7 protein-coding genes are annotated in these 12,386 nt (G+C 71.8%); 3 read left to right on the forward strand and 4 right to left on the reverse strand.

Annotated features, from left to right (window positions below; all coding sequences use genetic code 11):
- The first annotated feature begins 74 nt into the window (after positions 1-74).
- Positions 75-4,061, forward strand: coding sequence for a serine/threonine-protein kinase (locus WMF45_RS13000; RefSeq protein WP_437717224.1), 3,987 nt, complete (start codon positions 75-77; stop codon positions 4,059-4,061).
- 31 nt (positions 4,062-4,092) lie between these two features.
- On the opposite strand, the gene WMF45_RS13005 is transcribed toward WMF45_RS13000, so the two are convergent.
- From WMF45_RS13005 to WMF45_RS13020, 4 genes are all read right to left on the reverse strand, one after another.
- Positions 4,093-5,301: a pyridoxal phosphate-dependent aminotransferase gene (locus WMF45_RS13005; protein WP_437717225.1), complete on the reverse strand. Its 1,209-nt coding sequence runs from the start codon at positions 5,299-5,301 to the stop codon at positions 4,093-4,095.
- Between the two features lie 173 nt (positions 5,302-5,474).
- Positions 5,475-5,873, reverse strand: coding sequence for a hypothetical protein (locus WMF45_RS13010; protein WP_437717226.1), 399 nt, complete (start codon positions 5,871-5,873; stop codon positions 5,475-5,477).
- Between the two features lie 260 nt (positions 5,874-6,133).
- Entirely contained in the window at positions 6,134-8,407 is a 2,274-nt protein-coding gene (locus tag WMF45_RS13015) for an ATP-binding protein (protein ID WP_437717227.1), read from the reverse strand.
- Between the two features lie 143 nt (positions 8,408-8,550).
- Positions 8,551-9,993: an amidase gene (locus WMF45_RS13020; protein WP_437717228.1), complete on the reverse strand. Its 1,443-nt coding sequence runs from the start codon at positions 9,991-9,993 to the stop codon at positions 8,551-8,553.
- A gap of 590 nt (positions 9,994-10,583) precedes the next feature.
- Here WMF45_RS13020 and WMF45_RS13025 point away from each other — a divergent pair.
- Both WMF45_RS13025 and WMF45_RS13030 read left to right on the forward strand, forming a co-directional pair.
- Positions 10,584-11,237: an MEDS domain-containing protein gene (locus WMF45_RS13025; protein ID WP_437717229.1), complete on the forward strand. Its 654-nt coding sequence runs from the start codon at positions 10,584-10,586 to the stop codon at positions 11,235-11,237.
- Positions 11,238-11,277: 40 nt separating this feature from the next.
- Complete coding sequence (locus WMF45_RS13030) at positions 11,278-12,231, forward strand: MBL fold metallo-hydrolase (protein WP_437717230.1); 954 nt, start codon at positions 11,278-11,280, stop codon at positions 12,229-12,231.
- Positions 12,232-12,386: the final 155 nt, after the last annotated feature.

Genomic DNA, 12,386 nt, shown 5'->3' on the forward strand with positions numbered 1-12,386 from the left:
CAGAGGACGCTGCGTCGGTCCTGGCCGCGCGCTCCGCCCTGGCACGCGCGGCGCGCGTGCCCGATACTCCGCGCATGCGCCCCGGGGACCTGTTCGCAGGTCGCTTCGAGCTCGATCGCGCCGCGGGATCCGGGGGAATGGGCGCGGTCTATCGGGCCATCGACCGCGAGACCGGGGAGCCGGTCGCCCTCAAGGTGGGGCTGCACGCGGAACATGCGGAAGCCGATCAGGCCGAGCGGTTCCGCCGGGAGGCGCGGGTCCTCGCTGGGCTCTACCACCCCGCCATCGCGCGGCACGTCGCCCACGGCGTCACCGCCGAGGGCCGGCAGTACCTGGCCATGGAGTGGCTCGACGGCGAGGATCTCGCGGCGCGGCTCCGGCGGGGGCCGCTGGGCCTCGACGAGAGCCTCGCGCTCGCCGCGCGCGCCGCCGAGGCGCTCGGCGCCGTGCACCTGCGCGGGGTGGTCCACCGGGACGTCAAGCCGGCGAACCTCTTCCTGCCGGGCGGCGACGTCGCGGCGGTGAAGATCCTCGACTTCGGGATCGCGCGGGCCCCCGACGTCACGCACACGCTGACCAACCCCGACGCCCCCGTGGGGACGCCCGCCTACATGGCGCCGGAGCAGGTCCGCGGCGAGCCCGACATCGACGCGCGCGCCGACCTGTACGCGCTCGGGTGCGTGCTGTTCGAGTGCCTCACCGGGCGGCCGCCGTTCGGGGGGGTGCACGTCGTCGCGCTGCTCACCAAGGTGCTCTTCGAGCAGGCGCCCCGCCTCCGCGACCTGTGGCCCGGCGCGCCCCCGGCGCTCGACGCGCTGCTCTCGCGCCTCCTGGGCAAGGATCGGCGGCTGCGGCCCGGGGACGCGCTCGCGGTCGCGGCGGAGCTGCGCGCACCGGAGATCCGCGAGGCGAGCGCGGCGCCCCTCGCGCCGTCGGTCGGCCTCACGACCGCCGAGCGGCGGCTGGTCAGCGTGGTGCTGGCGGCGCACCGGGCCGAGCCGGCGCGCCCGCCGCAGCCGGCGCAGGCCGTGTCCAGCGAGGCGAGCACGGCGCCGGCGCGCGGCCTGACCCGTCCGTGCCGCTGGCCGCTCGCCCTCCTCCAGGAGATCCGGAGGACCGTCGACCTGCACGGCGCGCGCGTGGAGCTGCTCCGGGACGGATCGATCGCGGCCCTGCTCACGGGGGCCGAGGCGCCCACGGATCTCGCGGCGAGCGCGGCCCGGTGCGCCCTCTCGCTCAAGGCGCTGCTGCAGGGCGCCGACGTGGCGCTCGCGACGGGCTGGGAGGTCGTGGACGGGACCCAGCCGCTCGGGCCCGTGATCGACCGCGCCGTCGCGAACCTCACGGCCGCGGAGCGGGGCGCGGAGGACGCGCTCCGGCCGATCGCGATCGACGCGATGACCGCGTCCCTCCTCGGTCCGCGCTTCGAGGTGGCGCGCGGCGAGCGCGGGGCGGCGCTGCTCGGCGAGCAGGAGCCGCTGGAGGAGGCGCGCGCGCTGCTCGGCAAGCCGACGCCGTTCGTGGGGCGGAGCAGCGAGCTGCGCTGGCTCGAGCTCCTCGTCGACCAGTGCGCCTCGGAGCCGTGCGCCCAGGCGGCGCTCGTGATCGGCGCGGCCGGCGTGGGCAAGTCGCGGCTCCGCATCGAGCTCGCGCGCAGGATGCGCGGCCGCGAGGCGCCGCCCCAGATCTGGACGGCGCAGGGCGACGCGGTGCGGGCCGGGGCGCCGCTCGGGCTGCTCGCCCAGGTGGTGCGGCGCGCGGCCCAGATCGCGGAGGGCGAGCCCCGGGAGCGCGGCCGGGAGAAGCTCGCCGCGCGCGTCGCGCGATCCGTGGAGCCCGCGGAGCAGGCGCGGGTGGCGGAGTTTCTGGGCGAGGTGATCGGCGCGCCGTTCCCGGACGCGGATCGGTGCGAGCTGCGCGCCGCGCGGCAGAACCCGATGCTCATGGCCGACCAGGTGCGGCGCGCCTGGCTCACCTTCGTTGAGGCGGAGTGCCGGGCGGGGCCGGTGCTCCTGGTGCTCGAGGACCTGCACTGGGGCGACCTGCCGACCGTGCAGCTCGTGGACGCGGCGCTCGGGCAGCTCCGGTCGAGCCCGCTGCTGGTGCTGGGGCTCGGGCGGCCCGACGTGGACGAGGTGTTCCCGGGGCTGTGGGCCGAGCGGGGCGCGACCGCGATGCGGCTCGGGGCGCTGCCGGCCCTCGCCTGCGAGCGGCTGGTGCGCGCGGCGCTCGGGGAGCAGGCGCCCGCGGAGCAGGTGGATCGGCTCGTCCGGCGCGCGGCGGGGCACGCGTTCCTGCTGGAGGAGATGCTGCGCGCGGCGGTCGAGGGCGCCGAGGGCGCCGAGGGCCGCGACGCGGGCGAGGCGCCCGAGACCGCGCTCGCGATGGTGCAGGCGCGCCTCGAGGGGCTCGATCTGGAGGCGCGCCGGGCGCTGCGCGCCGGGAGCGTGCTGGGCGAGGTGTTCTGGTGGGGCGCGCTCGCCCGGCTGCTCGGGGTGGACCGGGACGACGCCGCATTCGCGGGCTGCCTCCTCGCGCTGGAGCAGCAGGAGTGGATCGCGCGGCGGCCCGCGTCCCGGTTCCCGGGCGAGGCGGAGTACGCGTTCCGGCACGGGCTCGTGCGCGACGCGGCGTACAGGATGCTCACCGAGGCGGATCAGCGGCTCGGGCACAGGCTCGCCGCCGCGTGGCTGGAGCACGCCGGGGAGCGGGACGCGCTGGTCCTGGCCGGGCACTGCGAGCGCGGCGGCGAGCCCGAGCGGGCCGTGCGGTGGCTCTGCGCCGCGGCGGAGGAGGCGATCCGCGGCAACGACCTCGCGGCCGCGCTCGCGCGCGCGGAGCGGGGCGTGGCCTCCGGGGCCAGCGGGAGGGATCTCGGCGCGCTCCGCCTGGTCCAGGCCGAGGCGCACCTGTGGCGCGGCGAGCTGTCGGCCACCGAGGCGCGCGCGACGGAGGCGGTCGCGCTGCTCGATCCGGGGTCGAGCGCATGGTACCGCGCGCTCACCGCGGCCCTGATCGGCGCGAGCAAGCTGGGCGCCGTCGAGCGCGCCGGGGCGTGGGCCGCGCGGCTCGCGGCGACGGCGCCCGACGAGGGGGCGCTGAGCGCGGTGGTGCTCTGCCTCTCCTGGTGCGCGGCGGAGCTCATGCTCGCCAACCAGCACGCGACCGCCGACGCGCTGCTCGAGCAGAGCCTGCGCCTCGCGGGGGATCCTCCGGCCGTCGACGACGCGGCGGTCGGCGGGCTGCACCAGACCGTCGCGTTCCGCGCCGCCCTCGCGGGCGATCAAGCCGCCGCGGTGGACGCCCTGGAGGTGGCGGTCGGGGCGTTCGGGCGCGCCGGCGACCGCCGGCAGGCCTGCTCTGTCCAGCTGAACATGGGCTTCATGCTCACCGAGCTCGGCGCGCTCGAGCGCGCCGAGCAGCTGCTGCGCGCGGCCGTCGTCCAGGCGACGCGGATGGACCTGCACGAGGTGCTCGCGACCGCGCGGCAGAACCTGGGGAACGCCCTCCTCCAGGCGGGCCAGATCGACGAGGCCCGCGCGCTGCTCGAGCAGGCCATCGACGCGTCGCGCCGGCAGGGCAACCGGCGCATGGAGGGGCTCTCGCGCGCGTACCTCGCCCGGGCGGCGCTGCTCTCGGGCGACGGCGAGGCCGCCGCGCGCGAGGCCGCCGCGGCGGCGGCGCTGCTCGACGTGGCGCCGCTCCTGCGCGCGGTGGCGCTGGCCGTCCTCGCGCGCGCCCGGATGGAAAGGGGGCCCGAGGGGGCGGCCGAGGCGCTCATCCACGCGCAGGAGGCGTTCCGCCTCATCGAGGACGCGGGGATGGCCGAGGAGGGAGAGTCGCTGATCCGCCTGACCTACGCCGAGGCCCTGCGCGCCGCCGGCGAGCGCGAGCGCGCCGCGCAGATCATCGAGGCGGCGCGCTCGCGGCTCCTCGAGCGCGCCGCGAAGATCGGCAGGCCGGCGCTGCGACGGAGCTTCCTGGAGGGCATCCCCGAGAACGCCCGGGCGCTCGCGCTCGCCGAGGCGTGGGCTCTGGAGCGCCAGGGGGCTGTCGCCTGATCTCGGGGACGCTCATGCGCTGGTGGGGCGGCTAAGCGAGCTCCGAGAGCTCGACCTGGCGCACCGCGGGCGCCGCCGTCCTGGAGGTCTCTTCCCTGCGGCGCGGGCTCATCAGGGCGTCGAGCTGCTCGATGAAGCAGGTGTTCTCCGCCGGAAGGCCGACCGTCACGCGGAAGTAGTCGTCGTATCGCTCGTCGCCGAACGGCTCGAAGGCCTTCACCTTCACGCCTCGGGCGAGCAGCGCGTCGTGGATCTTCGCCCCGGACCACGCCCCGCGCGCGCGGCAAAGGATGAAATTGGTCTGTGATGGATAGGCCTCCAGCGCGCGATGAGCTCCGATGGCCGCCATCAGCCTGGCTCGCTCCCTCGCTGTCTGATGCCGGACGAATCCGAGGTGTCCGCTGTCCTGGAGCGACGCCATCGCGAGCTCTGCGGCCAGCTGCCCGACGCGGTGCGGCGTCATCTTGGCCTCCATCTGCGCCACCACCTTCGCGTCCCCCATGGCGTACCCCACGCGCACCGACGCGAGCCCGTAGGCGAAGGAGAAGCTACGGAGCACCATCAGGTTGGGATGGCGCAGCACCAGGTCTGCCATCCGGGTGTTCGGGCTCTCCTCGAGGTAGTGCACGTACGCTTCGTCGATGAAGAAGAGGGAGCCCGGGAACCGGGTGAGCAGCGGACCGAGCTCCTGCCGCGTGATGAGGACGTTGCCCGTGGGGTTGTTGGGGTTGCAGAGGTAAACCAGGCCGTCCTGCCGCGAGAGGCGCGACTCGAGCCTCTCCACGTCGAGCGCGAAGCCGTTCTCCGGATGGAGCGGGAGCAGCTCGCACCGCAGCCCCACGCGGACGCCGGACGCAGGCACCTTGGAGTAGGTGAGCCGGGTGGTGATGATGGGATATGCCGTGCGCTTCAGCAGATAGCGCAGGGTCCGCATCGCCGAACGCCTGATCTCGCGCTCGATCAGGAACGGGATGCAGGTCTTGAGCAGCGGGCCGCTCCCGTTGGCGACCAGCACGTTCTCCGGCCTGACACCCGCGTCGGCGGCGAGCGCGCGCCGGAGATCTCCGTTGTCTCCGGCCGGATAGCTCCGCAGGGAGATGGTGCCGGCGTGGCGCCGCAGGACGTCGGCGCACCGCTCGGAGCAGTAGGTGCCGTGGTTCAGCGCCATGTCGATGGGCGGCGCGCCGGACCGGCGATTCGGGGCGTCGAGTGCTTCGCTCGCTGCCGTTCGAGGCTGCATGGAGTGCTCCTCCCGTGGTGTTCAACCAGCATCGACCAGGCTATTCGTGCCCAGGATTCAGGAGGCCACCTTCGCTGGCCAGATGCAAGAAGGAAGAGCGAGCGGCGCCGCCCCAGAACCTGTGTGCGAAGGCGTGCGACCAGGGTGAGGATGGGCCGCGGTGCGAGCTCGGCTTACGGAGCGGTCGTCGCCGCCCCGACCGTCCCGTTACCGACCGTCCCGGTCGTCCCCTTGACGCCCGGGTTTTGCCGCACGTGCTTCCAGTGGCAATAACACAGGTACGGCGGGTTGATGCGGCACTCGAAGCTGTCGATGCAGTACTGAGAGAGCCCCCAGCAGTCTGACGACAGCGTTCCACCCTCGCACGTGCAGCTTCCGTCGTCGCTGCACCACCAGCTGAGCGAACCAGGGCGCCCACCGTTGTTCACGAGCGCCTCTGTCACGGCGGTCGTCTCCTCCGGAGCGGTCGTCTCCTCCGGAGCGGTCGTTTCATCGGGGGCCACGATGCAGCCGGCCAGGAGGCCGGAGGCAAGCGACAGGACGGCGAGCGCGGCGCGAATGGTGTTCTTCATCTGAGCAGCTCCTTGTAAGGGTTCGCTGTTCCCTCAGAGCAAGGCAGGTGCCCGCGCATCAAACCCCCCGTTTCTTCGGGCTATTCCTTGGAGGCGTGCGTGGGCATGTTGAGCGAAACCTCGCTCACTCGTGCGCGTGGTTGAGCGAAACCTCGCGCACTTGCGCGCGTAGTTGCGCATCGCGGGCGGCGTCCTGAGGAGGCCGCCGGCGCTCCGCCGGTCCCGGGCTGCGGTCGCGAGCTCGGGCCCCGTCACGTTCGCTATCCGCCGGTGAACTGATCGATGGCACGCTCGAAGTCGATGCTGACCTGCATCGCCTCCTTGGCGCGGGGTAGATCTCCCAGTTGCTCATAAACAAGCCCCAGGTTCCTGCTCGCTACCGCCTCCTGTCCCCGATTTCCTGCCTGGCGAGCGATGACGACCGCTTGCTCGTAACACTCGATTGCCTTTGATAGCTCTCCCAGGCGGGCATGGATTAGACCGAGATTGCCGAGGGTCTCGCCTTCATCTTTCTGGCTTCCGCTCTCGCGCGCTATCGCGAGGATCTGCTCGTAGTAATCGATGGTTTGCTGTTCCTTGCCCACGCGAGGATAGAGATGGGTCAGGCTTCCGAGCGCTTCCCGTTCGTCTTGGCCATGGCCGAGCTGCCGAGCGATCTTGAGCCTTCGCTCAAAGAGCTCTATCGCTTTTTGCCAGTCGTCGAGCGCGGCGTAGGCGTTGCCTAGCTCCGCCAGGAGCCGGCCCTCTTCAGGGCGTCTACTCAGCTTCTGTGCCGCGGCGAGCCCAGCCTCGTACCATGGGATCTGCTCGAGCACTGGCTTTTGGGTGCGGAGCGAATACGGGATCAGCAGCAGAAGGTCACAACAGACATCCGCCGCGGTGTCATCGTGCTCCGCGTTCGCGGAAGCCCAGCTGAGCGTCGTGCTGATGTTGCCCCATTCGCGGTCCAGCAGAGCGAGCACCTCGAGAAACGTTGTTTCGCCCTGCTGGTGAGAGTGATCCGCAGCCCGCACGACTTCGAGGAAGTACTCTGCGTGTCGCCGCTCGGCGGCGAACCGTTCTTTGTGGTCCAGGTGCGAACGCGCGTAGTCGCGAGCGAGGTCGTGGAACCGGTAGCGCTCGGACGCTCCGTCCCACTCCACCAGGCTCCGTTGGACGAGCTCGCCGAGGGCGTCGGCGGCTACGTCGTGCGTCGTATCAGCAACCGCAGCGGCGCCCTCCACGTCGAAGTCGCCCTGGAAGATGCCTGCATGGAACCAAAATGTGCGAATGCTGGCATCCAGCAGGTGGAGGCTCTCCGACAGCACGGCATCCACGAGTTCCCGCCGGTTTTGAACAGAACGGAGCCGCTCGATATACCGAGGGGGTCTGAGATCCACGCGTTCAGCCAGCGCGCTCGCGGTGGTTCGGATGGCTAGCGGCAGGTAGCCGCAGAGCCTCGCCAACTCGGCAGCCGCGGCTTCGTCGAGGCGAGGAGCGATGCTGCGGACCAGCTCAATGGACTCACCCGGATCCAGCGTGCCGAGACGCCGGGCGTAGAGTCCGGGCAGGGTGAAGTGTTGCCTGGACGTGACGAGCAGGAGGCTTCCGGGCGGTGGAATCAGAGGCTCGACCTGGGCGCGGTCACGCGCGTTGTCCAGCAGGAGGAGCACGCGCTTGCCGTGGAGCACAGAGCGATACACTCGTCCGAGTGCCTCCGGGTCATCGGGCAGCTCCGCCGTGGGATCGAAAGCGTGGATCACTTCTGCCATCACCTGGGCGGGCGTGAGGGGGGCGGAACGAGCACCGCGTAGGTCGATGTCGATCTGAGCGTCGGGGTAGCGAACCTGGAGATCGTGCGCGAGCTTCAGGACGAGCGCCGTCTTTCCCACGCCGCCCTGGCCTGTGACTCCTGCGACGATGGCGCCGCCCGGGCCGAGCTTCGCGCGCAGGTCGGCGAGTTCCTTTTCGCGCCCGGTAAAATCTGCCGGTGGCGAACGAAGCTGGTGCAAGGCTGAGCCGGGATTGGGCAGAGCTGGGGCTTGTGCAATGGAATGCGCGAGAGGCGCCTGGGGGCGGATCGCTGCAGTGGCCGTCACGTCGCCCACGAGCCTGCATGCGGCCCGGATCCCATCCACGATGTGGGCCCACGCTTCGTCGCGGTCAGGCCAGCTCGCCACCGCTCGCCCGCCGACGGGGAGCACCGCCAGCCGAGACCATGGGGCGCCCCGCCAGGAGCATGCCCGCGCGATGAGCGGGATGACGTGCGCCACTCCCGCCGCGTGCCGCGCGAGCGCCCGCTCGGCCTCGGTACGGCAGACGTCGCACGCGAGGTAGTCTGCGCTCACGAAGAGCAGGATCAGCCCAGCCCCCGCGAGCCGGGACGCAGCCTCCCGTTCCAGCTCCTCGCCGGCGGTGACCCGCCCGCGGTGCCATGGCGAGACGTCGGGCCCAAGGGCCGAGAGCTGCGCCTCGAGCGCTTGGAGTAGCTCCTGATCGGCACGCGCTGGCGCACAGGAGATGAAGATGTCGAGGCGTGCGGGCGCGGTGGCCACGGGCGGAGGGTACCAGGACGGCGCGCTTCTGGACCATCGACGGTTCGCTACGTCCGGGCACCGCGAAATCGATCCGATGGTGAGAGCTGGTTCGCCTTGCTCTCGAGAGCGCCCTCGGTTCCGTCGCGGCCTCGCGCGACCGCTCAGCTCGCGCGGAGCGGCGGCGCCCGCAGCGGGGGGCTCTCTCGCTCGAGCGCGAGCGCGGCGCGCAGCACCAGCGCTTCCTCGAAGTGGCGCCCCACGATCTGCAGCCCGAGCGGCAGGCCGGCGCTGGTGAGGCCCATCGGCACGCTGATCGCCGGCTGGCGCGTCAGGCTGAACGGCGCGGCGAAGGAGGCCGGGAGCGCGCCGCCGTCGATCAGGGGCGCGGACCCGGCCGACGTCGGCGTCACCAGCAGATCGAAGCGGCGGTGGAACACGGCCATGGCCAGCGCCAGCTCCGCGCGCTGCCGCTCCGCCTCGAGGTACGCCACCGCGCTCAGCGCCTCTCCCTGGGCTGCCGCGCTCTGGACCGCCGGATCGAGCAGCGCGCGCTGCGCCGGCCCGAGCTCCCGCACCGTGTGCGCGGCGCGCGCCGCGAACAGCGTCCGCAGCACGCCCCCCGGGTCCGCGAACGGCGGCGCCACCTCCTCCACCTCGGCGCCGAGCCGCTGGAGGAGCGCGACCGCCGCATCGAAGCAAGCCCGCGTCTCACCCGGCAGATCGACGTACCCCAGCGTGGCGCTCACGCCGACCCGCACGCGGCGGAGGAAACGTACGTCGGACGGGTCGAGCGCGCCGGACTTGTCGTGCGTGTCGGACGCGTCGATCGCGACGAGCGCGCCCAGGTGCAGCGCGTCCTCGCGCGGCGGCGGGGCCCGGAACGGATCGCGGTCGTCAGGACCGGAGAGGACCGAGAGGAGCACCGCCGCGTCGCCGACCGTGCGCGCGATCGGCCCGACGTGCGGGGGCACCCCCACCACGCTCGCGGGGTGCGCGGGGACCCGACCGAAGGTCGGCTTGCACCCCACCACCCCGGAGAAGGCGCTCGGCACGCGGATCGAGCCGCCGCCATCCGTTCCGACGGCGAGCGGCCCGAAGCCGGCCGCGACCGCCGTGACGGCGCCGGCGCTGCTGCCGCCCGGCGTGTGCCGCGGGTCCCACGCGTTGCGCGTGATCCCGGTCAGCGGGCTGTCGCCGAGGCCCTTCAGGCCGAACTCGGACGTCGTCGTCTTCCCGAAGAGCACCGCCCCGTGCTCCCGCAGCCGGGCGACGGCCGGCGCGTCCTCCGTCCAGGGGCCGGCCGCGTCCACGGTGCGCGAGCCCCGCCGGGTCGGCCAGCCGCGCGTGAGCAGGAGGTCCTTCACCGAGACAGGCACCCCGTCCAGGCGCCCCACCGGCTCGCCTCGAGCCCAGCGCGCCTCGGACGCCCGCGCGGCCTCCAGGGCCCGCTCCTCGTCGAGGAGCGCAAACGCGTTGAGCGGGGCTCCGTGGCGCTCCACATGGGCGAGGACGGCGCGGAGCGCCTCGACGGGGGAAGCGCTGCGGGAGCGATAGAGCGCGAGGAGCTCGACGGTGGTGGCTTGCACGAGCGAGGCGGGCGGCATGTGTCCATTATAGCGGATGACGTGTCCTTTGCAACGGATGTGGCGGATGCGGCGGAAGTGCGCGTTCTCCTCGGTGTCCCCGCCATGATCGTTGTCGTGTGGATGGGCCGTGCATCACAGCCGACTGCGACGCCGGGCACAGCTCGAGCTCAGCCGCGACTACGCGGTCGCATCCACGGAAGCATAAAGGCTTGCGCTCCGGGGGTCGGCGAGGCCGTGCTCGCCAAGGGGGCACCGGGAACATGGGCGCGTTCGTGGGCTTTTCCCTCTCGAGCGCTGGCGCGCTGTTCATGATCGCCTGCGTTCTCGAATCCATCGGCTCGGGGCAGGCCCCACGCGCGCATAGGTGTCCCGAGCTCGCGCGAAATCCGTTTTGACCGACTTCCCCTGGACGCTCGCGCCCATCGAGGTACTCGCTTTGCGGCGTTGTCCCCCGACGAGCTCGCTTCTTTTAGTAACCCGCCCAGCCCGGATCGTCGCCAGGCGGACGCAGCGTCAATTCAGGGACGAGCTTCGGGAATGATGCTGTACCAGGATGGGTCGACGCCGACGCGACGAGGTGGTAGACGTGCGATCTCCAGGAGTGCAACATGACGCCGACACGTACGCGAAAAGTGAGCCTCTGCGGCAAGGAGCTGCACGGCCTGAAGCACATCTGCGCGTTCTTCGATTCGCGCAAGGAAATGTACGACGTCCTCAATCCGTACTTCCAGGAAGGAATCGATGTCGGCGACGAGGTGGTGACCATCCTCGAGTCGAGCGTGCATGACGACCATGTGAATCGGATGCAAAAGGGCGGCGTGCCCGTGCAGGATGCGATGGAGCGTGGCCAGCTCAAGGTCGTGCCTTCCGAGCAGACGTACATCCAGGACAACGTGTTCGTCGCGGACCGCATGTTCTCGACCCTCGAGGGCGTGCTCAAGGGCGCGGCCGAAGGCGAGTTCAAGTCCGTTCGCACCTGCGGCGACATGGAATGGGCGCTGAAGAACCTGCCGGGCACCGAGGACCTGATGGTCTACGAAGCAAAGCTGAACACGCTGGCGCCCAAGCACGACTGCACGCTTCTTTGCTGCTACGACGTCAATCGCTTCAGCGGCCGGGTGATCGCCGATGTGCTCGCCACGCACTCGCACGTGGTCATCGGCGGCCACGTGCACGAGAATCCGTACTACCTCGACCCGGTGACGTTCCTGAGGAAGCTCGCGCTGCGGCGGGCGCCTGTGTCTCTCGCGAACGCGGGCTGAGCCTCTTTCGCCGCTCGCTCCGCGTGGTATACCGCCGGGCGTGGGACGCTTCGATCATCTCGCCACCACGCCCGCGCGCGGCCCGGCCGACGTCCTCAAGTGGAAGCTCGGCGCCCGCGAGAAGGCCGTCGCCGACGGCTTCGTCACGCCGCACCGCACGTACGACCGCTCGCTCGTCGAGAGCGGCCGCGCCTCGCTCACGTGGATCGGCCACGCGTCGTTCCTGCTGGTGCTGGGCGGCCTGCGCATCCTGATCGATCCCATCCTCGCGACAGGCCTCGGCACCACGAAGCGGCTCGCCCCGGCGGGCATCCCGATCGAGGACCTCACCGAGATCGATCTGGTGCTGATCACGCACAACCACCGCGATCACCTCGACGCGCCCACGCTGTCGCGCATCCTCGCGGCGCACGCCGTGCACCCGGGCAAGCTCGGCAAGAAGAACGCCTCGCTCCGGCCCCGCTTCGTGGTGCCGCAGGGCAACGGCGCGCTCCTCGCGAAGCTGGGCGCGGGCGCGATCGACGAGCTCGCGTGGTGGCAGTCCGTCCACGTCGGTCAGGTCGAGATCACGCTGGTGCCCGCGCGGCACTGGTCGATGCGCATGCCCTGGGACAGGAACGAGGCGCTCTGGGGCGGCTTCGTGATCCGCGGCCCCGAGGGCACCGCGTACCACTCGGGCGACACCGGCTTCTTCGACGCCTTCGCCGAGATCGGCGCGCGCAGCGGCGGCTCCATCGACTGGGCCATGTTGCCCATCGGCGCCTACGCCCCGCGCTGGTTCATGGAGCCGCAGCACATGGGCCCGGAAGAGGCCGTGCAGGCCGCAGAGCTGCTCGGCGCGCGCACCTTCGTCGCGATGCACTGGGGCACGTACAAGCTCACCGACGAGCCGATCGGCGAGCCGCCGGTCCGCGCGCGCGAGGCCTTCCTGAAGGGCCGCGGCGACATGGAGCGCCTCTGGATCCTCGACGTCGGCGAGACCCGTGGGCTCTGAGCTCACGCGCCTCCTGATGATGCTCCGAAGGCGAAGGCGCCCGCCCTCCGCCTAGGACGCCGATCACGTTGATCGAGCAAGAAATTAGCCGCCAAGGCGCCAAGGACGCCAAGAACAAAACAGAATCTTGGCGTCCTTGGCGCGCTTGGCGGTTC

Source organism: Sorangium sp. So ce448, from assembly GCF_051520915.1.
GTDB lineage: Bacteria > Myxococcota_A > Polyangia > Polyangiales > Polyangiaceae > Sorangium > Sorangium cellulosum_B.